General features: G+C 72.5%; 27 protein-coding genes. 18 read left to right on the top strand and 9 right to left on the bottom strand.

Annotation, left to right across the window (positions count from 1 at the left end; all coding sequences use genetic code 11):
• Positions 1-6: 6 nt before the first annotated feature.
• The gene (locus CLV56_RS15135) at positions 7-765 is read left to right on the top strand and encodes an SDR family oxidoreductase (RefSeq protein WP_039362111.1); all 759 of its coding nucleotides are present in this window, start codon (positions 7-9) and stop codon (positions 763-765) included.
• Here the strand turns inward: CLV56_RS15135 and CLV56_RS15130 are convergent.
• A complete protein-coding gene (locus CLV56_RS15130) occupies positions 697-1554 on the bottom strand; it encodes an SURF1 family cytochrome oxidase biogenesis protein (RefSeq protein WP_157805184.1) in 858 nt (285 codons plus the stop codon). The genes CLV56_RS15135 and CLV56_RS15130 overlap by 69 nt on opposite strands.
• A 121-nt stretch (positions 1555-1675) precedes the next feature.
• Between CLV56_RS15130 and moaA the strand changes: the two genes are divergently transcribed.
• Positions 1676-2707, top strand: a complete 1032-nt coding sequence (gene moaA / locus CLV56_RS15125; RefSeq protein WP_100415219.1) for a GTP 3',8-cyclase MoaA — start codon at positions 1676-1678, stop codon at positions 2705-2707.
• A gap of 3 nt (positions 2708-2710) precedes the next feature.
• On the opposite strand, the gene CLV56_RS15120 is transcribed toward moaA, so the two are convergent.
• Positions 2711-2929: a hypothetical protein gene (locus CLV56_RS15120; RefSeq protein WP_039362109.1), complete on the bottom strand. Its 219-nt coding sequence runs from the start codon at positions 2927-2929 to the stop codon at positions 2711-2713.
• A gap of 189 nt (positions 2930-3118) precedes the next feature.
• Positions 3119-3445: a DUF3099 domain-containing protein gene (locus CLV56_RS15115; RefSeq protein ID WP_039362107.1), complete on the bottom strand. Its 327-nt coding sequence runs from the start codon at positions 3443-3445 to the stop codon at positions 3119-3121.
• A gap of 43 nt (positions 3446-3488) precedes the next feature.
• Here CLV56_RS15115 and CLV56_RS15110 point away from each other — a divergent pair, with 43 nt between their 5' ends.
• Both CLV56_RS15110 and CLV56_RS15105 read left to right on the top strand, forming a co-directional pair.
• Positions 3489-3704 carry a dodecin gene (locus CLV56_RS15110; protein WP_039362105.1) on the top strand — a complete coding sequence of 72 codons (216 nt, stop codon included), beginning with the start codon at positions 3489-3491 and terminating at the stop codon, positions 3702-3704.
• Positions 3705-3712: 8 nt separating this feature from the next.
• Complete coding sequence (locus tag CLV56_RS15105) at positions 3713-4225, top strand: SixA phosphatase family protein (RefSeq protein ID WP_039362103.1); 513 nt, start codon at positions 3713-3715, stop codon at positions 4223-4225.
• Here CLV56_RS15105 and serB read toward each other — a convergent pair.
• Positions 4219-5439, bottom strand: coding sequence for a phosphoserine phosphatase SerB (serB, locus tag CLV56_RS15100; RefSeq protein WP_039362100.1), 1221 nt, complete (start codon positions 5437-5439; stop codon positions 4219-4221). The genes CLV56_RS15105 and serB overlap by 7 nt on opposite strands.
• Positions 5440-5450: 11 nt before the next feature.
• Complete coding sequence (locus tag CLV56_RS15095; RefSeq protein ID WP_039362097.1) at positions 5451-6200, bottom strand: hypothetical protein; 750 nt, start codon at positions 6198-6200, stop codon at positions 5451-5453.
• Between the two features lie 120 nt (positions 6201-6320).
• On the opposite strand from CLV56_RS15095, the gene CLV56_RS15090 reads away from it, so the two are divergent.
• The 4 genes from CLV56_RS15090 to CLV56_RS15075 all read left to right on the top strand — a co-directional run bounded on the left by CLV56_RS15090 (position 6321) and on the right by CLV56_RS15075 (position 9707).
• Complete coding sequence (locus CLV56_RS15090) at positions 6321-7109, top strand: ABC transporter ATP-binding protein (RefSeq protein WP_039362094.1); 789 nt, start codon at positions 6321-6323, stop codon at positions 7107-7109.
• 40 nt (positions 7110-7149) lie between these two features.
• On the top strand, positions 7150-7608 hold the full coding sequence (locus CLV56_RS15085) for an NfeD family protein (RefSeq protein WP_039362091.1): 459 nt from the start codon (positions 7150-7152) through the stop codon (positions 7606-7608).
• 102 nt (positions 7609-7710) lie between these two features.
• The gene (locus tag CLV56_RS15080) at positions 7711-8937 is read left to right on the top strand and encodes an SPFH domain-containing protein (RefSeq protein WP_100415218.1); all 1227 of its coding nucleotides are present in this window, start codon (positions 7711-7713) and stop codon (positions 8935-8937) included.
• A gap of 104 nt (positions 8938-9041) precedes the next feature.
• Positions 9042-9707 (top strand): hypothetical protein, encoded by a 666-nt coding sequence (locus CLV56_RS15075; protein ID WP_039362089.1) that lies wholly within the window; start codon positions 9042-9044, stop codon positions 9705-9707.
• Here CLV56_RS15075 and CLV56_RS15070 read toward each other — a convergent pair.
• A complete protein-coding gene (locus CLV56_RS15070; RefSeq protein WP_039362086.1) occupies positions 9661-10188 on the bottom strand; it encodes a YbhB/YbcL family Raf kinase inhibitor-like protein in 528 nt (175 codons plus the stop codon). The genes CLV56_RS15075 and CLV56_RS15070 overlap by 47 nt on opposite strands.
• Before the next feature lie 71 nt (positions 10189-10259).
• Here CLV56_RS15070 and CLV56_RS15065 point away from each other — a divergent pair, with 71 nt between their 5' ends.
• A complete protein-coding gene (locus CLV56_RS15065) occupies positions 10260-10763 on the top strand; it encodes a precorrin-2 dehydrogenase/sirohydrochlorin ferrochelatase family protein (RefSeq protein ID WP_211288160.1) in 504 nt (167 codons plus the stop codon).
• Positions 10764-10771: 8 nt separating this feature from the next.
• Positions 10772-11587 carry a TrmH family RNA methyltransferase gene (locus CLV56_RS15060; RefSeq protein ID WP_039362084.1) on the top strand — a complete coding sequence of 272 codons (816 nt, stop codon included), beginning with the start codon at positions 10772-10774 and terminating at the stop codon, positions 11585-11587.
• Between the two features lie 27 nt (positions 11588-11614).
• On the opposite strand, the gene def is transcribed toward CLV56_RS15060, so the two are convergent.
• Entirely contained in the window at positions 11615-12208 is a 594-nt protein-coding gene (def, locus tag CLV56_RS15055; RefSeq protein WP_039362080.1) for a peptide deformylase, read from the bottom strand.
• 241 nt (positions 12209-12449) lie between these two features.
• Here def and CLV56_RS15050 point away from each other — a divergent pair, with 241 nt between their 5' ends.
• The 5 genes from CLV56_RS15050 to CLV56_RS15030 all read left to right on the top strand — a co-directional run bounded on the left by CLV56_RS15050 (position 12450) and on the right by CLV56_RS15030 (position 16677).
• The gene (locus CLV56_RS15050) at positions 12450-13769 is read left to right on the top strand and encodes an acyl-CoA dehydrogenase family protein (RefSeq protein ID WP_245857959.1); all 1320 of its coding nucleotides are present in this window, start codon (positions 12450-12452) and stop codon (positions 13767-13769) included.
• A 22-nt stretch (positions 13770-13791) separates the two neighbouring features.
• A complete protein-coding gene (locus tag CLV56_RS15045) occupies positions 13792-15000 on the top strand; it encodes an acyl-CoA dehydrogenase family protein (RefSeq protein WP_039362076.1) in 1209 nt (402 codons plus the stop codon).
• 228 nt (positions 15001-15228) lie between these two features.
• On the top strand, positions 15229-15696 hold the full coding sequence (locus CLV56_RS15040; RefSeq protein WP_039362266.1) for a MarR family winged helix-turn-helix transcriptional regulator: 468 nt from the start codon (positions 15229-15231) through the stop codon (positions 15694-15696).
• An 83-nt stretch (positions 15697-15779) separates the two neighbouring features.
• Positions 15780-16148, top strand: coding sequence for an FKBP-type peptidyl-prolyl cis-trans isomerase (locus tag CLV56_RS15035; RefSeq protein WP_039362074.1), 369 nt, complete (start codon positions 15780-15782; stop codon positions 16146-16148).
• 64 nt (positions 16149-16212) lie between these two features.
• Positions 16213-16677 carry a hypothetical protein gene (locus CLV56_RS15030; protein WP_157805183.1) on the top strand — a complete coding sequence of 155 codons (465 nt, stop codon included), beginning with the start codon at positions 16213-16215 and terminating at the stop codon, positions 16675-16677.
• Positions 16678-16698: 21 nt separating this feature from the next.
• On the opposite strand, the gene hrpA is transcribed toward CLV56_RS15030, so the two are convergent.
• Both hrpA and CLV56_RS15020 read right to left on the bottom strand, forming a co-directional pair.
• Positions 16699-20562: an ATP-dependent RNA helicase HrpA gene (hrpA, locus tag CLV56_RS15025; protein ID WP_039362070.1), complete on the bottom strand. Its 3864-nt coding sequence runs from the start codon at positions 20560-20562 to the stop codon at positions 16699-16701.
• Between the two features lie 49 nt (positions 20563-20611).
• Positions 20612-21388 carry a CPBP family intramembrane glutamic endopeptidase gene (locus CLV56_RS15020; RefSeq protein ID WP_100415216.1) on the bottom strand — a complete coding sequence of 259 codons (777 nt, stop codon included), beginning with the start codon at positions 21386-21388 and terminating at the stop codon, positions 20612-20614.
• A gap of 31 nt (positions 21389-21419) precedes the next feature.
• Between CLV56_RS15020 and CLV56_RS15015 the strand changes: the two genes are divergently transcribed.
• From CLV56_RS15015 to CLV56_RS15005, 3 genes are read left to right on the top strand one after another with little or no spacing between them, the layout of a single operon-like run.
• Complete coding sequence (locus tag CLV56_RS15015; RefSeq protein WP_039362067.1) at positions 21420-21893, top strand: cation:proton antiporter regulatory subunit; 474 nt, start codon at positions 21420-21422, stop codon at positions 21891-21893.
• Positions 21894-21898: 5 nt separating this feature from the next.
• The gene (locus tag CLV56_RS15010; protein ID WP_100415215.1) at positions 21899-23086 is read left to right on the top strand and encodes a cation:proton antiporter; all 1188 of its coding nucleotides are present in this window, start codon (positions 21899-21901) and stop codon (positions 23084-23086) included.
• Positions 23087-23115: 29 nt separating this feature from the next.
• Positions 23116-24393 carry a DUF445 domain-containing protein gene (locus tag CLV56_RS15005; protein WP_039362064.1) on the top strand — a complete coding sequence of 426 codons (1278 nt, stop codon included), beginning with the start codon at positions 23116-23118 and terminating at the stop codon, positions 24391-24393.
• Positions 24394-24509 lie beyond the last annotated feature (116 nt).

The following is a 24509-nucleotide window of genomic DNA, read 5'->3' as shown; positions in this document are numbered from 1 at the left end:
AGGGCCATGACGAACGGACACGACGAACGCGTGTACCTGCTCACCGGCGCCACCGGTGGGCTCGGGTTCGCGACCGCCGAGGTGCTGGTCGCGCACGGTGCCCGGGTGGTGATCAGCGGACGGGACGCCGAACGGGTCGCGGACGCCGTCTCGGCGCTCGGCGCGGAGCAGGCCGAGGGCGTCGTCGCCGACAACGCCGACCCGCGGACGCCCCACGTGCTGATCGCGGCCGCTCGCGAGCGGTTCGGCCGGGTCGACGGGCTGCTGGTCAGCGTGGGAGGGCCGGCGGCCGGCCGGATCACCGAGATCGCCGACGAGGCCTGGCGGGAGTCGTTCGAGAGCGTCTTCCTCGGGGCCGTCCGGATCACCCGCGAAGTGGCGGCGGAGCTCGGTGACGGCGGCTCGATCGCTCTGGTGCTGTCGAACTCGGTCCGTGCGCCGATCGCCGGCCTCGGCGTCAGCAACGGGTTGCGACCGGGCCTCGCGATGGTCGCCAAGGACCTCGCCGACGAGCTCGGTCCGCGTGGGGTGCGGGTCAACGCCCTCCTGCCGGCGCGCATCGACACCGAACGGGTCCGCCACCTCGATGCACTCGGCGGGCAGCCGGACGAGGCGCGTGCCGCGGCCGAGGCCAAGATCCCGATGGGTCGATACGGCCGTCCCGAGGAGTTCGGACAGGCAGCGGCGTTCCTGCTGTCACCCGCCGCTTCGTACCTCACCGGCGTGATGCTCCCGGTCGACGGGGGAGCCACCCGCGCGCTCTGACGTCGCCGGCGGGCCTGCGCTCGGGCGCGGACCACGGGCGGTCGTACGGCCGGGTCGGGGGTGTGCCTCGGACCAGGCGAACCAGACGAAGCCCACCAGGGCGAGCAGCGCGAAGAACCACCACTGCAAGCCGTAGAAGAAGTGCGGTCCCTGGCCGAGGTCCGGGACGGTCGGCGTCAGCAGCGCGTCGTCGCCGGGTCGCTGGGACTCCAGCGCCAGGTATCCGCCTGCGTACACGGCGTACGGGAGGCTCTCGGCGATCCCGGCGCTCGAGATCGCTCGGACCTGCCCGTCGTCGGGCACCACGGCGCTGGTCTCCGCCGTCGAGTCCGCCCGCCACCAGCCGACCACCTCGACCTCGCCGCCGACGGGCTCCGGGACGTCGTCCGGGCTGGCCGCGGTGTTGGCCGAGGCGACCCAGCCGCGGTCGACCAGCACCGCCGTGCCGTCAGCGGTCACGAGCGGGGTCACGATCTCCACGCCCGGCCCGTGGTTCTCGCGGGTCTGGTACTTCACCACGATCTGGTGGTCCGGGTCGTAGGTCCCGCGCACCTCCACCTGGCGCCACTCGTCGTCGGGGTCGGACGTGGCGGTGCTGCCCGGAGCCGCGGCGACGTCGGTGAGGTCGACGGGATCGGCCGACAGGTTGTGGCGCGTCACCTCGTTGCGAGCCTGCCGCTCGTCGAGCCGGTCGAACTGCCAGGCGCCGAGCCGCAGGCACACCGCGGCCAGCGCCACCACGAAGAGTGCGAACGCGAGCCAACGGCGCGTCAGCAGGAACCGGTACACGCCACGACGGTATCCAACCGGTCCACGCACGCGGCCGCGCAGGGCTGGCGCCCGGCCGCGTACGGGGCCTCGGGTGCCGGACGCGTGAAAGACGTCGTCCCTCGCACCTAGACTGGTCGACATGTCCCTCGACACCGCCGAGACGCTCCCGACGCCCGTGGCAGGCGCCCTCGCGGACACCCACGGCCGCGTCGCCACCGACCTGCGGGTCTCGCTGACCGACCGGTGCAACCTGCGCTGCCAGTACTGCATGCCCGCGGAGGGCCTGGACTGGATGCCGACCGAGCAGACCCTGACCGACGACGAGGTCGTCCGCCTGGTCTCGATCGCGGTCGAGCGCCTGGGGGTCACCGACGTTCGGTTCACCGGGGGAGAGCCCCTGCTGCGCCGTGGCCTGCCGGGCATCGTCGCGGCGACGAAGGCACTCTCCGGGTCGCCGACGGTGTCGCTGACCTCCAACGGCATGGGTCTGAAGCGGACCGCGGGCGCGCTGGCCGAGGCCGGGCTCGACCGGGTCAACATCAGCCTCGACACCGTCCGGCCGGAGTCGTTCCGCGAGATCACACGCCGTGACCGCCTGCACGACGTGATCGACGGGCTCGCCGCCGCGCAGGCGGCCGGGCTGGCCCCGGTGAAGGTCAACGCCGTGCTGATGCGCGGGATCAACGACGACGAGGCGCCGGAGCTGCTCGGCTGGTGCCTGGAGCGCGGCTACCAGCTCCGGTTCATCGAGCAGATGCCGCTCGACGCCCAGCACGGGTGGGACCGCGAGGCGATGATCACCGCCGACGAGATCTTCGAGCGGCTCGCGCCGGCCTACGACCTGGCTCCCGCCGACCGCTCGCGGGGCTCCGCACCGGCGGAGGAGTTCCTGGTCGACGGCGGGCCGCAGACCGTCGGGATCATCGCGTCGGTCACGCGTCCGTTCTGCGGTGACTGCGACCGCGTCCGGCTCACGGCCGACGGTCAGGTGCGCAACTGTCTGTTCGCCCGCGAGGAGTCCGATCTGCGGACCGCGATGCGCGCCGGCGCCGACGACGCCGAGATCGCCGAGCGGTGGCAGGCTGCGATGATCACGAAGCTGCCGGGCCACGGCATCGACGACGCCGGCTTCCTCCAGCCGGTCCGTCCGATGTCCGCGATCGGCGGCTGAGGCTCAGGCCTCGGCGGTCCCGTCCGCTGCGTCGTCGTCCAGCCCCGTGGTGTCACGGTAGAACCCGCGCGCGTCGAGGAAGCTCCTCAGCGTCGGCTCGTGCTCGGAGCACGCCAGCCAGACCTTCCGTCGCTCGGGGGTGTGGATCTTCGGGTTGTTCCACCGCACCTGGAACTCCGCGGGCGCGTCGCAGCCCTTGGACGAGCAGATCAAGGTCTCCATCGTGCTCCTGGTCGTACGGATCGGTCAGGGTCGTACGGATCGGTCAGGTCGAACGGGTTCTCGCCGGCCCGGGAACGAGCGATGCCGAGCAGCCACGGGGGTACGCTGCTCGGCATCGTCGGACGTCCCCACGGGGGTCACGGGACGTCGCTCGCAATGTTTCCACGCCCCTGCAAGGTTGTCCACCCTTCAATCATCGTCGCGCGCCGAGGGCGGCGACGACTCACCGGGCGGAGGCGGGGGGAGGGCGCCGATCGGCTCCGGGTGCAGGACGTCGGAGTCGTTCTCCGGCTTGCGACGGGCGGTGTTGGCGAACACGACCGCGACGTACGGGAGCACCAGCGCGCCGAGGATGAACAGCCACCGGGCCGGCCCCGTCGTGACGACCGCGAGCACGAAGCACACGGTCCGGATCAGCATCGAGACCAGGTAGCGCTGCCGTCGGCGTCGCAGCTCCTCGCTGCGTCCCTCCGCCACGCTGGTGATCCGCACCGGCGCCGCTGCTCGATCGTCCATCCCTCCACGGTACCCCGCGCCCGCGGGCGGGCATGATGGGCGCATGACGAACCGTACGTACAGCATCACCGAGATCGTCGGGACCTCGACCGAGAGCGTGTCGGAGGCCATCACCAACGGCGTCGAGCGGGCCTCGAAGACCCTGCGCCACCTGGACTGGTTCGAGGTCGAGGGGATCCGCGGCCACGTCGGGAGCGAGGGCATCTCGCACTACCAGGTGACGATGAAGATCGGCTTCCGCCTCGAGGACGACGAGTAGGAGCCGACGTGAAGCAGCTCGTGGTCGTGCGGCACGCGAAGGCCGAGCCGCACCGGGTCGATGATCGCGGTCGCCGGCTCGCGGAGCGCGGTCACGTCGACGCGCGGCGACGCGGTCACGAGCTGAGCGACTTCGTGACGGGTGAGGCGTACGCCCTGGTCTCGGCTGCTGCCCGCACCCAGGAGACGTTCGCGGACCTGAACGAGGCGCTGGGGCTCGACGACGCCCACGTCGAGGTCCTCGACTCGCTCTACCTGGCCTCCGCCCAGCGGGTGCTGCACGAGATCCGCACCGTCGAGACGGACCCCGCCACCGTGATCGTCGTGGGCCACAACCCGTCGATGGCCGACCTCGTGTGGATGCTGCACGACGGCACCCACAACGCGGCGTGGACGGCGTACGGCGACCGTGGCTTCCCGACCTCGGCGGCAGCGGTGCTGACCTATGACGGGGACTGGTTCGACGTCGACCCGCGCACCATGCGGCTGGAGGACTTCCTGGCTCCTCCGCCGCGTCACTGAGCTCGCTCGGCCTCGTCCGCGGCCTCGATCTCCTCGCGGGTGATGCCGAGCAGGAAGACGATCGCGTCCAGGTAGGGGACCGACAGCGACGTGTCGGCCGCGTCACGTACGGCCGGCTTGGCGTTGAAGGCGATCCCCAGACCGGCGGCCTCCAGCATGTCGAGATCGTTCGCGCCGTCACCGATCGCCACGGTGTTGGCCTCGGAGATCCCGGCCTGCGCCGCGAACCGGCGCAGCGCCGATGCCTTGCCCGCACGGTCGACGACCGGGCCGGTGATCCGTCCGGTCAGCTGACCGTCGACGACCTCCAGCGTGTTGGCGTCGGCGTAGTCGATCCCGAGACTGGCGGCGAGGCGGTCGATGATCTGGGTGAAACCGCCGCTGACCAGCGCGAAGCGGTATCCCAGCCGTTTGAGGGTCCGGATCATCGTCCGCGCACCGGGCGCGAGGACGACGCTGTCGTAGACGGCGTCCAGCGCGCTCGCAGGCACACCGCGCAGCAGCGCGACGCGCTCGACCAGCGACTCGGTGAAGTCGAGCTCCCCGCGCATCGCCGCCGCGGTGACCTCGGCGACCTCGGCCTCGCACCCGGCGTGGGCGGCGATCATCTCGATCACCTCGCCCTGGATCAGGGTCGAGTCCACGTCCATCACGACGAGCCGCTGGGCGTGCTGGTGGATGCCGAGCGGCTGGACCGCGACGTCGATGCCCTGGCGTGCGGCCTCCAACGACAGCTCCCGGCGCAGCGGCTCCGGGTCGGCTCCCGAGACGTCGAGGTCGATCGCCGTGACGGGGTAGCGCGCCATCCGGACGATCCGGTCGATGTTGCCGCCGGCCTCGGCGATCCGCGCGGTCACCGCAGCGAACGCGGCGGGGCCGAGCGGTGACCCCAGGACGGTGACGTGGCTGCGGCCACGACGCCGCGGACGGTTGTCGCCGGTGCCGTAGGTGACGTCGTGGTCCATCCCGAGGTCGCGCGCGACCTCGGCGATCGTGCGTTCGAAGTCTGCACGCTCCGCCGGTGCCGTGAGCAGCACCGCGAGCACGAGGCGGCCGCGCACGACGAGCTGCTCGACGTCGATCACCTCGACCTCGAACGGTGCGACGACCTCGAACAGGCGGCTGGTGACGCCGGCGTGGTCGCGACCGATCAGGCTCACCGACACGGTCGGGGCGTCGAGCGGTGCGGACGGGGTGGGGACGGGCGCGTTCATCGAACCCGAGGCTATCGGGGGCGCCCGTCGTCGCAGGCGGCGACCAGTCCGTGGCGCGCCGCCCGGGCGAGGCCGTGCAGGTGGCCGGACCGTGTGTCGACCTCCCACGCGCTGACGGCAGCGGAGTCGGTGGTGGCCGCGAGCCGGGTGATCGCGAGACACCGCGAGGCGGTCGCCGCGAGCTGCTCGGCCCGGGGGGCGTAGCCGGGTGCGAGCAGCGGGTCGTGCGCGTCGCGCACCTCGGACAGCACGGCTCGGACCTCCGGCTGCCAGCGCGCGAGATCGAGGTCGAGCAGGGCGCGCGTGGTCTCGGCCAGGGCCGTGCGCAACGCCCGGCTGGCGTCGCCGACGGACTCCGTCAGGTGCGGCTCGTGCGCGTCGTAGGCCCGCCAGAACACGCCGCCCCCGACCTCCTCGGGCACGAGGCCGAGCCCGCAGCCGTGCAGCACCACGGCTTCGCCGGCGTCGGTCGCGGCGGCCGTGAACTCCGGTGGTCCCGCGAGGCCGTACGGGTCGCCGGGTGTGGGCAGCGCCGGGGTCGCGCCGGTCGCGCCGGCACGACGCAGCGCACCCCAGGCGAGAAGCAGCGTCACGGAGCCGTCGTTCCCGAGCCCCAGCCGTGAGGCCGCGCCGTCGGTGACGACGTGGTGGGCCGCGTCGGAGCCGACCACCGCGTCGATCGCGGTCTCCAGGGGCGCGGCGCCGGCCATCCAGGCGTTGAACCAGCACGCGTGGCGCGCCGACCGGTCGAGTGACTGCACGGGAGCAGCCTAGTCGCGTGCCCGCGGGCGGCTGCCGTCAGCGGGGGACCGGAGCGGGCACCCGTGCCGCGGGTGTCGTAGGTTTAGGGGCGCCCCGAACCGATGCCGCAGGAGAAGTGCATGGCGCCCGTGCTCGAGCTCGCCGACGTCACCGTCCGGCGTGGCACCAACGTGCTGCTCGACGAGGTCGGCTGGACGGTCGAGGAAGGCCAGCGCTGGGTCGTCCTCGGACCGAACGGAGCCGGCAAGACGACGATGCTCCAGATCGCCGCGACCCAGATGCACCCCACCTCCGGCACGGCCACCGTGCTCGAGGAGGTGCTCGGCGCGGTCGACGTGTTCGAGCTGCGGCACCGGATCGGCTACACCAGCGCCGCCGTGGCCGACCGGGTCCCCCGGGGCGAGCGTGTCCTCGACGTCGTGCTCACCGCTTCCTACGGCGTGGTGGGGCGCTGGCGCGAGGAGTACGAGGAGTTCGACGAGTCGCGCGCCGACCTCCTGCTGCAGCTGATGGGCGCGGACGGTCTGCGCGATCGCACCTTCGGGACGTTGAGCGAGGGCGAGCGCAAGCGGGTGCTGATCGCGCGTGCGCTGATGACCGACCCCGAGCTGCTGCTGCTGGACGAGCCGGCGGCCGGTCTCGACCTGGGGGGACGCGAGGATCTCGTCGGCAACCTCGGCAAGCTCGCCCGCGACCCCGACGCGCCGGTGCTCGTGCTGGTCTCGCACCACGTCGAGGAGATCCCTCCGGGCTTCACCCACGTGCTCATGCTCCGCGGCGGCACCGTGACCGCGCAGGGGCCGATCGAGTCCACGCTGACGGCCCAGAACCTCGCGATCACCTTCCAGATGCCGCTCATCCTGGAGAAGCGCGACGGCCGGTACGCCGCCCGGCGCTCGACCACCTGATCGCCGGACCGCGGCCCCCTCGATCACCTAGGATCGAGGCATGAGCGGGATCTGGGATTGGTTCGCCGAGAACGCCTGGGCGGCGTGGACGGCGCTCGGCCTCTTCCTCCTGGTCGTCGAGATGCTCAGCCTCGACCTGGTCTTCCTGATGCTGGCGTTCGGCGCGTTCGCCGGCGGCGTCACCTCGGCCGTCGGGGGCGGCCTGGTGCTCAGCGTGCTGGTCGCCGTGGTGGTCGCGTTCGGGATGCTGTGGCTGGCCCGCCCGTCGATGCTCCGGCGGCTGCACTCGGGCCCCGACCTGCGCTCCGGGGTCGCCGCGCTGGTCGGGCAGAGCGCCGTGGTGGTCGAGGCGATCGACCGCGACCACGGGCAGGTGAAGCTCGACGGCGAGATCTGGAGCGCACGCTCCTTCGATCCGCACCGGCCGATCGCCTCCGGCGCACGTGTGTCGGTCCTGGAGATCGACGGAGCCACCGCGGTCGTGTTCCCCGAGGACTGATCGTCTCGGAGGACTGACTGCCCGACGACCGGACGACCGGCCCCGGGCACACGCTAGGCTCTCGGCCACGTCGACACTCCTGAGGAACGAGGACCCCTGCTGATGGCCCCCCTGCTGATCATCCTGGCGCTCGTCGCGGTCTTCGCCGTGGTGGCGCTCGCGAAGTCCATCCAGATCGTGCCGCAGGCGCGAGCCGGGATCGTGGAGCGGTTCGGGAAGTACCGCGCCACCCTGAACGCCGGACTGAACGTCATCACGCCGTTCATCGACAAGGTCAGCTACAAGATCGACCTGCGCGAGCAGGTCGTGTCGTTCCCGCCGCAGCCGGTGATCACCGAGGACAACCTGGTGGTCTCGATCGACACGGTGATCTACTTCCAGGTCACCAACCCGGTCGCCGCGTCGTACGGCATCTCGAACTACATCCAGGCGCTCGAGCAGCTGACGATGACCACGCTGCGCAACATCATCGGCGGGATGACGCTCGAGGAGGCGCTGACGAGCCGCGAGCGGATCAACACGGCGCTGCGTGGCGTGCTCGACGAGGCGACCGGCAAGTGGGGGATCCGGGTCAACCGGGTCGAGCTCAAGGGCATCGACCCGCCCCCCTCGATCAAGGACTCGATGGAGAAGCAGATGCGCGCCGACCGTGACAAGCGCGCGGCGATCCTCCAGGCGGAGGGCAGCCGGCAGTCCGCCATCCTGACCGCCGAGGGCGAGAAGCAGTCCGCGATCCTGTCGGCCGAGGGTCAGCGCGAGGCGCAGATCCTGCGGGCGCAGGCCGACCGGGAGGCCTCCATCCTCAAGGCGCAGGGGGAGGCGCAGGCCATCCAGACCGTCTTCCAGTCGATCCACGACGGCCGTCCGGACCAGTCGCTGCTGTCCTACCAGTACCTCCAGATGCTCCCGAAGATCGCCGAGGGCTCCGCGAACAAGCTCTGGATCGTGCCGAGCGAGATCGGCGAGGCGATGAAGGGTCTCGGTGCCGCCGTCGGTCAGTTCCAGGGCCAGATCCCGACCGAGGTCGACGGGCCGCGCACGCGGGTGTCCTACGGCGACGACTCCGAGGAGCTGCGCGAGACGCAGGCCGACCTGTCGGCCGCGCACGACGCGGTCAGCGAGGCGCTCGCGGCGGCGCGGGAGGCGTCCGCGCAGTCCAGCGGCGCCGGGGGTGGCCTGGCGCGGGTGCTGGGCGAGGACGCGACCGGCGCGGACACCGCGGCCGCAGAGACCCCCGTGGACCGCTCGGACCTCGAGGACACCGCAGACGACCTGCCCGCCCAGCCGGGCGAGGACGACCAGGGACGCCCGCCCGCACCGCCGGTCTGAGGCGGATCGCGCACCCGGCGGACCACACGGGTAGCGGGACGGGCGCATCGGGAGCACACTGAGATCAAGGTCTGACACGTCCAGCCCTCCTCAGGAGGTACGCCATGCGGCAGAGCACCGTCCCCGACCTGATCCCCGTCCTCTCGCCGGGCAAGCACCGCAACGCGCGCAAGGGCGCGTGCTTCATGGAGTTCGCCTCGTACCTCGCGGGCGAGAAGTGGAGCGATCAGCCCCGCTGCACCCATCCGCTCCTCGCCGGGCTCGCTCGGCTGGTCAACGACAACGTCGGCGACGACACGCGCTCCACGATGGTCGAGATGGTGCCGCGCGTCGTCGGCCTGAACGACCCGGACCCGAGGATCTACCCGGCGGTCTGCATCCGGACGGCGACCACCGCGCTGCCGCTGTCGCCGCGAGCGCACCAGCGGGCGCTGGCCGTCGGCCTGCTCGCCTGCGAGCGCTGGTTCGACGACACGGGCACGGACGTCCCGCCCGGGATGGAGGACCTGATCGGCAACGCGTTCGCGCAGGCGCCGAGCGCCGAGCAGTGGGCGCGCGGGTTCCGGCGAGGGTTGACCACGCACCCGAAGCACTTCGCGCGCCGCGCGGCGCCGCGGATCGTGCTCAACAGCGTCGACGGCGTCGTACGGTCGGTCTCCACGGACTCCGACCGGGTGCTCCGCGGCATGCTGAACGACGCCATCGACGACTGCGAGCGCCTGATCAGTGCTGGTACGTCCCGACCAGCGTCGCGCGTGCCGACGTCTTGAACGCGAGGTTGAACGAGACCACGGCCGGCGTGGCGTCGGCGTCCACGCCGAGGCTGTCCTCGGTCACGGCGTGCACCACGAAGTAGTAGCGGTGCGGCATGTCGCCGGGAGGCGGCGCGCAGCCGTCGTACTGCGCATGGCCCATGTCGTTGCGGACGTGGAAGGCTCCGCCGGGCAGGTCGGCGTCGCCGGCACCCGCACCGGTCGGCAGGGCGGTCACGTCGGCCGGGACGTCGACGAGCACCCAGTGCCAGAACCCGGACGGCGTGGGCGCGTCCGGGTCGAAGCACGTGACGACGAAGCTCTTGGTCTCGGCGGGGAAGCCCGACCAGGACAGCTGGGGCGAGGTGTTGTCCCCGGCGTGCAGCAGCAGCGCCGGGCACGCGTCGCCGTCGGTGAGGTCGGTGCTGGTGACGTCGAACGTGCCGACGTCGGGCAGCAGGTCGTACGGGTCGGGGGCGACGGGACGGTCGAGGGTCATCGGTTCTCCTCCGCTCGTTCGGGGTCGGTGACCCGGACGCTACCGCGCGCGTGCCTCGCTAGCATCGGGGTGTGAGCGAGCACGGTCCCGGTCTGTCCCATCCGCCCTACGTCGCCGGTCTGATCCTGGCCGGGCGGCGCGTCGTCGTCGTGGGCGGCGGGCGGGTCACCGCACGGCGTCTCCCGACGCTGCTGGACGCCGGGGCCGCGGTCACGGTCGTGGCGCCCGCCCTCGACGCCCGGATCGCCGAGCGGGTCGCCGCCGGTGAGGTGGCGTGGCTCGAGCGCGGCTACGAGTCGGGAGACCTCGCAGGGGCGTGGTACGCGATGGCCGCGACGGACCGTCCGGCGGTGAATGCGGCGATCGCCGAGGAGGCGTCCCTCCGGCAGATCTTCTGCGTCCGCGCGGACGACGCCCCGCTCGGCACCGCGTGGACCCCGGCGACCGGGCGCTGGGGCGAGACCACCGTCGCGGTGCTGTCCAACCGCGATCCCCGGCACTCGGCCCTGACCCGGGACCGTCTGATGGGGGCGATGTCCCAGCTGGAGCCGGAGCACCGACCGGACGAGGGCTGAGCCGTCCGATGGCTGAGCTGATCGAGGTCGGTGACCCCGCGGACGTGCGCCTGCGCGACTACGTCGACCTCCGCGACGTCCAGCTCCGCAAGCTGCTGGAGACCGAGCGCGGTCTCTTCATCGCCGAGGGGGAGAAGGTGGTTCGACGGGCGCTGGAGTCCGGGCACCGCGCACGGTCGTTCCTGATGTCGCCGCGCTGGCTCGACCCGCTCGCGGACCTGCTCGACACCACGGACGCGCCGGTCTACGTGATGGCGGACGACGCCGTCGAGCGGCTGACCGGGTTCCACGTGCACCGCGGCGCCCTCGCCAGTCTCGAGCGGGCGCCGTTGCCCGACGTCGCGGAGGTGCTCGCCGGCGCGCGGCGGGTCGTGGTCGCCGAGGACCTGATGGACCACGCCAACATCGGGAGCGTGTTCCGCGCGGCCGCGGCGCTGGGGTTCGACGCGGTCGTGCTGTCGCCACGGTGCGCGGACCCGCTCTACCGACGGGCGATCAAGGTCTCGATGGGGTCGGTGTTCTGGCTCCCGTACGCCCGGGTGGCCGACTGGTACGCGTTCCCCGACCTGCTGCGCGAGCACGGGTTCACCAGCCTCGCGATGACGCTCGCGCCGGACGCGGTCGACCTCCGTGAGGTTGCGGCGCAGCATCGTGGGACGGACTCCCGTCTCGCGCTCATGGTGGGTGGCGAGGGCCACGGGCTCTCGGCGCGGTGGACCAAGGCCGCGGACCTCCGGGTCACGATCCCGTTGGCGGCGTCGATCGACTCGCTGAATGTCGCGTCGGCGACGGCGGTTGCCTGCTGGGCGCTCGGCGGGGCCTGATCGACCGGGCCGGGCAGGGAGTCGGACTCAGAGATCGTGTGCGCTGCTCGTCCGCGGCGCGGCCGGCCAGTCCTTCGGGTAGTCGTCGGCGATCGACTCGGCCTGCTTGTAGAGCTTCTTGCGGGCGCGGGCCGGGACCCGGTCGCCGAAGACGGTGCCCATCAGGTGGTCGGTCTCGTGCTGGAGGCAGCGCGCCAGGGTCCCGCCCTCGCCGACGTAGGTGACGGGCGCCCCGGTGTGGTCGGTCCCTTCCACGCGGGACCAGTCCGGTCGTGCGCAGTACGTGTAAGCGCCGGGGAGGGACAGGCAGCCCTCCTCGCTGTCGTCGAGGTTCCGGTCTGCGCCCTCCGGCAGGGTGAGCACCGGGTTGCACACGACACCGGCCTGCCGTCGGTGGTCACCGTCGGTGCAGTCGAACACGAACACCTGGAGGTCGACGCCGATCTGGTTCGCGGCCAGGCCCGCCCCGTCGGCGGCGTACATGGTGGCGAACATGTCGGCGACCAGCTGCTCGAGGTCCGCGTCGTAGTCGGTCACGGGCGTGAGCCTGCGGTGCATGACCGGCTCACCCCACCGGGTGATCGGACGGACGGTGCCTCCGGTGGGCAGCGAGACGGTCAACGGTTCTCCTTCGGCGCGGCCCAGAGGGCCTCGGATCCCAGCGCCTCCAGCGTATCCGACCGGGTGCGCCGGGCCGCATCGCGCGGGGCCGGTCGATCGTCGTGCGTCCGAGCGGGTCGCGAGCGACGATGGAACGGAGGCGATTTCACGAAGAAATCATCCGAGGTGGGTGCATCCGCGTGAAACTCTCAGTTACAGTACGGGTGTCCCATCCGTGCTGTACCCATGATCAGGAGGCGCTGTGGCAGCGCACTCACGCCGCGACCCGATGAGCCGGGGTCTCGCCGTCCTCAACCGGATCGCCGGGCTGCCGGTCCTCGACCGGTTCAACCTCCGCGGCCCCTCGGAGCGCATCGTCTACCACGGCACCCGTACGGGGTTCCGGACCGCGGCCGCGGTCAGCCGGACGTTCACGAAGGCGCAGGGGCGGGGCGCGCCGACGCGTCCGGCGGCGGTCTCGTCGGCCGGGGTCTTCGACCTGACCCCGACCGAGGACCAGCGGATGATGGTCGACCTGGTCGGCGAGTTCGCCGCCGAGGTCGTCCGGCCGGCGGTCGAGAAGGCCGAGGAGTCGCTCGACACGCCGACGGACATCATGGCGGCGGCGAGCGAGCTCGGACTGGCTCTGATGGGCCTGCCCGAGGACCTCGGCGGCCTGAACGCCGAGCGGTCGGCGACCACGGGCGTCCTGGTCGCCGAGGCGCTCGGCCGCGGCGACATGGGGATCGGGGCCGCGCTCCTCGCACCGGGCGCGGTGGCCACCGCGATCGGGCTGTGGGGGAGCGCCGACCAGCAGGCGACGTACCTCCCGGCGTTCACCGGGTCCGACGTGCCCGCCGCCGCTCTGGCGATCGCCGAGCCGCGTGCGCTGTTCGACCCGTTCCGCCTCAAGACCACCGCGCGCCGTACGCCTGGCGGGTACGTCCTCAACGGCGTGAAGTCGGGCGTGATCCGCGGCGCGTCGGCGGAGCTGTTCGTGGTCGCGGCCGCACTGGAGAGCGGCCGGCCCGCGCTGTTCGTGATCGAGTCCAGCACGCCGCGGATCGCGATCGAGACCGACCCGTCGATGGGTCTGCGCGCCGCCGGGCTCTCGCGCCTGGTGCTCGAGGACGTCATGCTGCCCGACACCGCGATGCTGGCCGACAGCATCGAGGGCTACGCGGACGCGGTGCGGTTCTCGCGCCTGGGCTGGAGCGCCCTGGCCCTCGGCGCCCAGCAGGCCGTGCTGGACTACGTCACGCCGTACGTGAAGGACCGCAAGGCGTTCGGCGAGCCGGTGGCGCACCGGCAGTCCGTCGCGTTCATGGTGGCCGACATCGCGATCGAGCTCGAGGGCGCGCGGCTCGCGACCCTGCGTGCGGCCTCGCGCGCCGATCTCGGCAAGGACTTCGCGCGCGAGGCCGCGATCGCTCGCCAGCTCGTCGCTCGGTACGGCATGAAGGCCGGGACCGACGGGGTCCAGCTGCTCGGCGGCCACGGGTTCACCAAGGAGCACCCGGTGGAGCGGTGGTACCGCGACCTGCGGTCGGTCGGCGTGATGGAGGGTGGCCTCCTCGTCTGAGGGGCCCGGAAGGAAGCAGACGATGATCAACCTCGAGACACCCAAGAAGTTCCGCGCCTTCGTCGAGCAGGCGAACCGCGTGGCCACCGAGTTCCTCCGTGCGAACTCCCGCAAGTACGACCTCGCCGAGCACGCCTACCCCAAGGAGCTGGACCTCCTCGCCTCGCTGATCGACGGCCTCGCCGACTCGGGAGAGGGGCAGGGCGCCGGCGCGACCGGCGTGCGGCGCAGCGACGACGGCGACGGCGGCGTCCGCAACGGCTCCAACATGGCCTCGGTCCTGTCGGTCGCCGAGACCTGCTGGGGGGACGTCGGCCTCACGTTGTCGATGCCTCGCCAGGGGCTCGGCAACTCCGCGATCGCCTCGGTCGCCACCGACGAGCAGCTCGCCCGCTTCGACGGCATGTGGGCGTCGATGGCGATCACCGAGCCGGACTGCGGCTCGGACTCGGCCGCGATCACGACGACGGCGGTGAAGGACGGCGACGAGTACGTCCTCAACGGCGAGAAGATCTTCGTCACCTCCGGCGAGCGATCCGACGCGGTCGTCGTGTGGGCGACGCTGGACAAGAACCTCGGCCGGGCGGCGATCAAGTCGTTCGTGGTCCCGAAGTCCCTGCCCGGCATCCGGGTCGAGCGGCTCGAGCACAAGCTCGGGATCAAGGCGTCCGACACCGCCACGATCGTGCTGGACGACTGCCGGGTGCCGGCCGAGAACCTGCTCGGTGACCCCGAGGTGAACGTCGACAAGGGCTTCGCCGGCGTCATGCAGACGTTCGACAACACCCGTCCGCTGGTGGCCGCGATGGCGATCGGCTGCGCGCGCGCCGCGCTCGAGCGCACCCGCGAGATCCTCGAGAGCGCCGGGGTCGAGATCGACTACGACCGTCCCGCGCTCGCGCAGTCGGCGGCTGCCGCGACGTACCTCCAGCTGGAGTCCGACTGGGAGGCGGCCCGGCTGCTCACGCTCAGCGCGGCGTGGATGGCGGACAACCGGCAGCCGAACTCGCTCGAGGCGTCGATGGCCAAGGCGAAGGCGGGTCGGACCTGCAACGACGTCACGCTGCGCTGCGTGGAGCTCGCCGGCACGCTCGGGTACGGCGAGGACGAGCTCCTCGAGAAGTGGGCCCGCGACTCGAAGATCCTCGACATCTTCGAGGGGACCCAGCAGATCCAGCAGCTCATCGTCGCCCGGCGCGTGCTCGGGCTGACGTCGGCGGAGCTGCGCTGAGACCGGTTCGCCCCCACCGGGCCGCGGCCCGCGTCATCCACCCCCGGTGACGCGGGCCGCGGTACGTGCGGACGAGCGGCGCCGGTGCTGCGTCACCGTCGCGCCGCGGAACGCGCGAACGACATTGCGGTCCGCGTGGTCTGCATCGCCGATAGTCTGATCCTGACCGCGATCGCCGCGCGCGCAGCGGACCTGGCCCGACTCTCGCACCAGACCGGAGTTCTCGCTATGACCTCGACCACCGGCGTCGACCACGACGTCGAGTACCAGATCGCCCGCCTGCTGCGACGCTCGCGGATGCGGGGCATGGAGAGCATCGGCCAGGTCCACCCGGAGCTCGACTTCGCGGCCTACCTGCTGCTGCTCGCGGTCAACGACGCGAACGAGGGGCGCGACGGTGTTCGGGGGACCGAGCTGGCCGACGCGGTCGGGGTGCACAAGTCCACGGTCAGTCGCGGTCTGTCGCAGCTGCACCGCCTGGGACTGGTCGAGCGGGAGATCGACCCCAGCGACGGACGCGCCCGCCTGGTGCGGGTGACCGAGACCGCTGCGAGCCGGCTGGCGTCGGTGCGGGCGGCCCGGCGCGCGCGCCTCGCCGAGGCGATCGCGGACTGGGACGAGGAGGACCTCGACGCGCTCGCGCGGCTGCTCGACCGGCTGAACGACGCGCTGGAGGAGGTCGCACCCACCGCCTGAGTCGACCCAGGGGCCGACCGGCGGGTCACCGGGGCGTCGTGCCTGGGCGCACGGCTCGGCGTGAGCCGTGGGAGGGTGGAGCCATGAGCAACCTCGAGAAGCCTGTCGTCGAGTTCCCCGAGGGCCCCGAGCCCGACGACCTCGACATCCTGGACATCGTTGCCGGCACGGGCGACGAGGCGAAGCCCGGCGACTACGTGACCGTTCACTACGTGGGCGTGAAGTTCCGGGACGGAGCCGAGTTCGACGCGTCGTGGAACCGCGGAGAGTCGATCCGCTTCCCGCTGCGCGGCCTGATCCAGGGCTGGCAGGAAGGCATTCCGGGCATGAAGGTCGGCGGCCGGCGCCAGCTGACGATCCCCCCGGCGAAGGCGTACGGCCCGGCCGGCGGCGGCCACCCGCTGTCCGGCGAGCCGCTGATCTTCGTCATCGATCTGCTCGCCGTCGGCTGAGGTCCGGCGTCCGACGCACGGGACCCGCTGGGGAACGTCGGGGTGCGCCGGTACCGTCGGCGGTGTGAGCATGCGACGAGGCTCGGGCCGTCGCCGCGGATGCGCTGCGCTGGCGGCCGCCGCGGTGCCGTTCGCGCTCGCCGGCTGCACGGAGCAGCCCGCGCCGGACCCCGTGTCTGACGAGGTCACGCTCGGCAGCCTCGGCGAGGTGCCGGACCTGACGATGATCGACACGGAGTGGGAGACCTACCGCACGGCCGTGGTCACGGGCGTCGACGGCGGGCCGGGCCGCAGGACGCTCGACGTGACCTACGACGGCGGCGACCCGGCATGCTCGGGTCTCGCCGGCTACGCGGTCACCCGGACGTCCTCGGAGGCGCAGGTCACGCTGGTCGTGGGCGCAGCGGCCGGGTGCGACGCGGAGCCGGCGGTCGACGCGACCACGGTCGTGCCGCTCGACGGGGCGCTCGGCTCGCTCCAGCCGGTCGTGTCGGAGCTCTCGGAGGCGTCGCTGCCGATCGGCGAGTGAGCGGCTGGACCGCGCGGCCGGTCAGATCGCGTCGAGAAGCTTGCCGACCCGCTTCGCCGACACCGTCGTGGCCGTGCGCAGCCGCTGGGCGAAGAGGCTGACCCGCAGCTCCTCGAGCGCCCACCGGGCCTCCCGTACGGCGTCGGACGCACGGGTGGCCCCGTCGGACCGCTCGACGATCTCGTAGAAGCGCGCCTCGAGGTCCTGCACCGTCAGCCGCTTGTCGGTCTCGGCGCCCTCGTCGGCGTGCTCGAGCCGGTGGACGGCCGCCCGTACGTATCGGGGAACGTGCCGGAGCTGGTCCAGCCCCGTCTCCGCGACGAACCCGTCGTAGACCAGCCACGAGAGCTGGACCTCCACGTCGCGGACGATCTCGGGCTTGGCCGTCCGCACGCGATCGAGCGTGGTGCGCAGCGTCGCCACCTCGGACACGACCCGCTCGGTCTCGGCGGCAGCGGCGCGGGTCTGCTCGTACAGCTCGGACCGGACCTGCTCGCGCAGCAGGGCGAACGCGTCGGCGTCGTAGACGACCGCGCGCCCGCTCGCTGCGTCGATGCCCGCCAGCACGCAGTCGGCGATCAGCGCGGACGTCGACGGGTACGGGGCTCCGGCGAGCGTCAGCTTGCTGCGCGTCGACAGGTCGCGTGCGACCTGGGCGGCCGGGGAGCTGATGGCGAGTGCGAGGAGGCGTCGGATTCCGGTGCGCATCGCCGCCTGCTGCTCGGCCCGTGTGGTCAGCACCCGGATGTCGACGGTGTCGGCCCGGTCGATCAGGGCCGGGAACGCCGTCACGTCGTGGCCTCGGCTGCTCGCGGTGACCTGCTGCGGCAGCGTCCCGAAGTCCCAGCTGGTGATCCCGTCGCGCTCGATCTCGCTCGAGGCGCGGGCGAGCGTGCTGCGCAGCCGCGGGCGCAGACGCTCACGCAGGTCGTCCAGGTCCTTGCCCTGCTCGAGCACGGTCTCACCGTCGAGCACCCGGAACGTCGCGCGCAGGTGGGCGGGCACCGCGGCGGGGTCGAACGCCTCCGGTCGGACGTGCTCGCCGGTCAGCCGGCGCAGACCGTCCGCCATCGCCTCGCCGACGGGCGCCGAGGTGTCCAGACCCGCCTCGAGCAGCCGTCGTGCCACGTCGGGTGCAGGGACGAAGAGACGTCGCTGCTGCTTGGGCAGGGCGCGGATCAGCGCGGTGACGAGCTCGGCGCGGTAGCCGGGCACGCTCCACATGAACGACGTCGCGTCGAGGTCGCCGAGGCGCTCGACCGGGACGTCCACGGTGACGCCGTCGATCTCGCTGGTCGGCTCGAACGTGTACGACAGCGGCAGGTCGTACCCCTCGGACTGCCAGGTGGTCGGGTACGCGTGCTCGCTCACGTCCGACGCGTCGTCACGAACCAGGTCGTCCGGGGTGAGGTCGAGCAGGTCGGGCTGCTTGCGCCGGGTCTTCTTCCACCACGAGTCGAAGTGCCGGACCGAGACGACGCCCGAGCCGACGCGTGCGTCGTAGAACGCGAAGAGCGTCTCGTCGTCGACCCGGATGTCACGGCGGCGCGCCCTGTCCTCGAGACCCTCCACCTCCGCGAGCACCTCGGCGTTGTGGCGGGCGAACGCGTGGTGCGTGCTCCACTCGCCCTGCACGAGCGCGTGCCGGATGAACAGCTCGCGCGACACCTCGGCGTCGACCCGGCCGTACGGCACGAGCCGGTCCGCGACCACCGGGATGCCGTACAGGGTGACCCGCTCGTGGGCCATCGGCGCGCCACGGCGCCGCGACCAGTGCGGCTCGGAGTACGTGCGCTTGAGGAGGTGCGCGCCCTCACGCTCGATCCACTCCGGCTCCACCCGGGCGACGGTGCGCGCCCACAGGCGTGACGTCTCCACCAGCTCGGACGCGACCAGCCAGCGCGGCGGCTTCTTCGCGAGCGCCGACCCGGGGAAGACCATGAACCGGGCGTTGCGGGCGCCGAGGAACTCGCGGGTCTCGCCGTCGCGCAGGCCGACGTGCGACAGCATCCCGGCGAGCACGGCCTGGTGGATCCGGTCGGCGTCGCCGGGGGAGTCGTTGAGGTCGAGCCCGAGCTCCTTGGCCTGGGTGCGCAGCAGCGCGTGCACGTCCTGCCACTCGCGGATCCGCAGGAAGTGCAGGAAGTCCTCGCGGACCTCGCGGCGGTACGCGTTGCCGGACAGCTCCCGGCGACGCTCCCGCAGGTGGTTCCAGAGGTTGAGGTAGGCGAGGAAGTCCGACGTGGGGTCGGCGAAGCGCGCGTGCTTGGCGTCGGCGGCCTGCTGGTGCTCGAGCGGACGCTCGCGCGGGTCCTGGATCGACAGCCCGGACACGATGATGAGCATCTCGCGCAGGCACCCGTAGTCCGAGGCCGCGAGCAGCATGCGCGCGAGCCGCGGGTCGAGCGGCAGGGACGAGATCCGGCGCCCGACCTGGGTCAGCGAGCTGCGCCGGCCCGAAGCATCATCGGTGAGCGCGCCGAGCTCGGTGAGGAGCGCGACACCGTCGCGTACGGCCCGGGTGTCGGGCGCGTCCAGGAACGGGAACTCGGTGACCGGGCCGAGGTCGAGCGAGGCCATCTGCAGCAGCACCGAGGCGAGGTTGGTCCGCAGGATCTCGGGGTCGGTGAACGCGGGCCTGCCCTCGAAGTCCTCCTCGGCATACAGCCGGATGCAGATCCCGTCCGCGACCCGGCCGCAGCGTCCCGCGCGCTGCTGCGCGCTGGCCTGGGAGACCGGCTCGATCGGCAGCCGCTGGACCTTGAGCCGCTGGCTGTAGCGCGAGATCCGGGCCGTGCCGGGGTCGATCACGTAGCGGATGCCGGGCACGGTCAGCGAGGTCTCGGCGACGTTGGTCGCGAGCACGATCCGCCGGCCGGTGTGCGGCTCGAAGACCTTGTGCTGCTCGGCGGCGGACAGCCGGCCGTACAGCGGGAGGATCTCGGTGCGGCGCAGCGTGCGCTCGCGCAGCAGGTCGGCGGCGTCGCGGATCTCGCGCTCGCCGGACAGGAACACCAGGACGTCGCCCTCGGGCTCGCGGGCGAGCTCGTCGACCGCGTCGGAGATCGCCGCCAGCACGTCACCGTCGTCACGCTCGGCGACCGGCCGGTAGCGGACCTCGACCGGGTACGTGCGTCCGCTCACCTCGACGATCGGCGCCGGGGTGCCGTCGGGTCCCGCGAAGTGCTCGGCGAAGCGCTCCGGATCGATCGTCGCCGAGGTGATCACGACCTTCAGGTCCGGACGCCGCGGCAGCAGCCGGCGCAGGTAGCCCAGCAGGAAGTCGATCGTCAGGGACCGCTCGTGCGCCTCGTCGATCACGATCGCGTCGTAGCGCAGCAGCAGTGGGTCGTCGTGGATCTCGGCGAGCAGGATCCCGTCGGTCATCACGCGGACCAGCGTGTCGGCGCTCGCGACCTCGTCGAAGCGGACCGCGTACCCGACCGCGGCGCCGAGCGTCGCCTTCGTCTCCTCCGCGATCCGGGCAGCGACGCTGCGGGCGGCGATCCGGCGCGGCTGGGTGTGCCCGATCGTGCCGCGCACGCCGTAGCCGAGTCCCAGCAGGATCTTCGGGATCTGGGTCGTCTTGCCCGAGCCGGTCTCGCCCGCGACCACGACGACCTGGTGGTCGGCGACCGCCGTGGCGATGTCCTCGCGACGGTCCGTGACCGGCAGCTCGGCCGGGTACTCGAGGGTGGGGACGGATGCGGCGCGCCGTGACAGTCGTTGCTCGGCCGAGCCGATCTGGCGCTCGACGTCGGCGAGGTCGCGCTCCCGGCGGCCGCGGTCGCGCTGGGAGGCGGCCCGGTCGAGGCGGCGCCGCAGCCTCCGCTCGTCGCGCAGGGTCACGTCGCGCAGCCGGGCCCTCAGGTCGGCGACGGTCATGCAGGGTCCCTCACGGTCTGGTCTCGCTGCGGTACGGGTCGGGTCGGGCTCACGGGAGGCCGAGCGGGTCCTTGAGCAGCGCGTAGCCGACGAACGCCACGACGTCGAGGATCGTGTGCGCGACGATCAGCGGGACCACGCGCCCGGTCCGCTGGTAGAAGTACCCGAACACGATACCCATGACCGCGTTGCCGATCGCGGGCCCGATCCCCTGGTAGAGGTGGTACGAGGCGCGGACCGCTGCGCTGGTCGCGAGCACGGTCCACGGACCCCAGCCGAGGCGCGTGAGCCGATACATCAGGTAGCCGACCACGACCACCTCCTCGAGCACCGCGTTCTCCACGGCCGACAGCACCAGGACCGGGACCGTCCACCAGTGCTCGTCCAGTGCGCTGGGGACGATGGTGGCGGTGATCCCCACCGCGCGACCTGCGAAGTAGAACGCGAGACCCGGGAGCCCGATCAGCGCGGCCAGGCCGATGCCCCACCCCGCGTCGCCCCAGCGGCTCCCACGGCCGAGGCCGAGCACCCCACGTGGGGAGTCGCCCGAGCGCACCAGCAGGTAGAGGACGAGGAGGACGGGGACGAGGGCGAAGCCGATCCCGAGCAGCTGGTACGTGAGGTCGAGCCACGCGCGGTCGCTGCGGGAGGCGTTGAGGGTCGCGGTCTGGTCCGCCAGCGGGCCGCGGGTGAGCTTCGCGACGAGGGAGACCAGCGCGTACGCGCCGGACTGGAGCAGGGAGAGCAGCAGGACGATCCAGATCTCGACGCCGAGCAGGCGCCGCTCCCGCGCGTCCGGAGGCGGCACGGCGGCGCGGGACGTCATGCGGGCGAGTCTAGGCGCCATGATGGGACGCATGGACGTGAACGAGGTGCTGCTCCCCGGTGTCGGGCTCCGCTACGAGATCCCGGTCGCGGACGGTGGACTGCTCGGTGTGGTGGCGCGGCGTGACGGCGAGTTCGAGCTGATGCTGGCCGACGACGACCCCGACGAGCCACGTCCGCTGCTGCGTCTGCGCCGGGACGAGGCCGATGCGCTGGCCGGCATCCTCGGTGCGCCGCGGATCGCCGAGCGCTTCGCGGACCTGACCCGCGAGGTCCCGGGTCTGCAGGCCGGGCAGGTCGAGGTCCCCGAGGGCCCGTACGGGGGCCGCCCGCTCGGCCAGACCCGGGCCCGGACGCTCACGGGTGCTTCGATCGTGGCGATCGTGCGTGGCGAGGAGGTGATCCCGTCACCCGGCCCGGAGACCGTCCTGGCCGCCGGCGACGTGCTCGTGGTGATCGGGACGGCGGACGGGATCGCGGCGGTCGAGCGTCTCGTGGCGGGCTGAGCGGCGTGCACGTCTCCGTCGGGTTCCTGCTCGAGCTGGGCGTCGTCCTGGTCGTGCTGAGCGTCCTCGGCGCTCTCGCCCGCCGGTTCGCCCTCTCGCCGGTCCCGCTCTACCTGCTCGCGGGCCTCGCCGTGGGGGAGGGCGGGGTGGCCGAGCTGCCGGAGGCTGCCGAGTTCGTCGAGACCGGGGCGACGATCGGGATGGTGCTCCTGCTGCTCGTGCTCGGCCTGGAGTTCACGATCTCGGAGTTCTCCGCGAGCCTGCGGCGGCACCTGCCGTCCGCGTGGGTGGACCTGGTGCTGAACGCCGCTCCCGGGGCGCTCGCCGGCTGGATGCTGGGGCTGGACGCGTCCGGCGTGCTGGCGCTCGCCGGCGTCACCTACATCTCCTCGTCCGGGATCGTCGCGAGGCTGCTGACGGACCTGCGCAGGCTGGGCAACCGCGAGACGCCCGCCGTGCTGTCGGTGCTCGTCCTGGAGGACTTCGCGATGGCAGGATTCCTGCCATTGCTGGCAGTCGTCGCGGCCGGCGGCGACTGGGCGCAGGCGGTGCTCGGGGTGGTGCTGGCGGTCGGCGCCGTCGTGCTGGCGCTGGTGCTGTCCAACCGGTGGGGCCACCAGCTGGGCCGCGTCCTCACGCACCCCGACGACGAGCCGCTGCTGCTGCGGGTGCTCGGCGTGACGCTCGTCGTGGCCGCGCTCGCGGAGGCGGTGCACGTGTCCGCGGCCGTCGGTGCCTTCCTCGTCGGCCTTGCGCTGAGCGGGGAGGCTGCGCAGCGAGCGCGTGAGGTCCTGTCGCCGCTGCGGGACCTGTTCGCGGCGATCTTCTTCATCGCGGTCGGGTTCTTCGTCGAGCCCGAGTCCCTCGTGCCGCTGCTCGGGCCCGCGCTCGCCCTCGCGGCCGTCTCGGTGGTGACGAAGGTGGCGAGCGGGTGGTACGCCGCCGGGCGCGAGGGCGCGGCACGGCGCGGTCGGGTCAGGGCCGGGACGGCTCTGGTGGCGCACGGGGAGTTCTCGCTGGTGATCGTCGGCCTTGTCGGGTTGTCCGACGGTCGGCTGGGCGCGTTCGTCGCGGCGTACGTCCTGATCCTCGCGATCGCCGGGCCGCTGCTGACGCGGTACGCGCCGGGGTGGGTCCGCGTCGGAGGACCCGGGGGACCACCCGGCCGCAGGGTGGCGGCGGTCACCGCGTGAACGGGCCCGACGCGGCTACAGTTCACCGGGTGAGCGATGTGCCGGCGACCCTCGGATTCACCGTCCCGGAATCCTTCGGGGGGTCCGACGCCGAGCGGCGGCGCGGCCTGCGGCGGATGCGGACGGTCGCGACCTCCCTGCTGGTCCTCGCGGCGGTGACCTACGGCCTGACCCACGGCGACGAGGGGTTCCTCGGCTACGTCAACGCCGGCGCGGAGGCGGCGATGATCGGGGCTCTGGCCGACTGGTTCGCGGTGACGGCGCTGTTCAAGCACCCGCTGGGTCTGCCGATCCCGCACACCGCGCTGATCCCGAAGCGCAAGGAGTCGCTCGGCGCCTCCCTCGAGGAGTTCGTCGCGGAGAACTTCCTGCGCGAGGACGTCGTGCGCGAACGCGTCGACGCGGCCCGCGTGAGCCTGCGGGTCTCGCGGTGGCTGTCCGAGCCCGCGCACGCCGAGCGGGTCGTGGAGATCGGCTCCCGGGTCGCACGCGACGGTCTCGCGCGGATCGGCGACGACGACGTGGCTGCCGTCGTGCGCGAGGTGATCGTCCCGCGGCTGCAGGCCGAGGAGCTCAGCCCGGCGGCCGGCCAGGCGCTGGCGCAGGTGGTCGCCGACGGCGCGCACCACGGCCTGGTCGACATCGGGCTGGACGAGCTGCACCGCTGGCTGCTGGAGAACCAGGGCACGGTCGAGCAGATCGTCGTGGACCGTGCTCCGTGGTGGACGCCGCAGTGGGTCGACGACAAGATCTCCGGTCGCCTCTACAAGGAGGCGCTGGACTGGGTGGCCGACGTGCGCTCGGACCCCGAGCACCGCGTCCGCGCGTCGCTCGACGAGTTCCTGGCGGCGCTGGCGGAGGACCTCCAGCACGACCCGGCCACCCGTGCGCGCGCCGAGGCGCTGAAGACGCGTGTCCTGGACCAGCCGCGGGTGGTCGACGTCGCGGTCGCTCTGTGGAGCGGTCTGCGGCTGGCGCTGCTGGAGTCGCTCGAGGACGCGGAGGGGATGCTGCGGACCCGGGTGATCGAGATCGTGCAGGACTCCGCGCGGCGGATCGCCGACGAGCCTGCGGCTCAACGGCGTCTGGACGGTCTGCTCGGCGACACCGCCGCCTTCGTGGTGAGCAACTACGGCTCGGAGATCGCGACGGTGATCTCCGAGACCGTCAACCGCTGGGACGGCCGGGAGGCGTCGCGGCGGATCGAGCTGCACGTCGGGCGCGACCTCCAGTTCATCCGGATCAACGGCACCGTCGTCGGGGCGCTCGCCGGCGTCACGATCCACGCGTTCTCCTCGCTGCTCTGACGACCCGTCGAGTCCCGACCCGCGATCGGTGCGTCACTGGCAGAGTCACGTGAGGTGACCCTCGCGTTTGGTCCTACGGGTGGTCCGCGAGCACACCTCGTTTGGCATCCTGGGCC

It is taken from the genome of Mumia flava, assembly GCF_002797495.1.
GTDB classification, from domain to species: domain Bacteria; phylum Actinomycetota; class Actinomycetes; order Propionibacteriales; family Nocardioidaceae; genus Mumia; species Mumia flava.
This window is presented reverse-complemented; position numbering and strand designations above follow the sequence as displayed.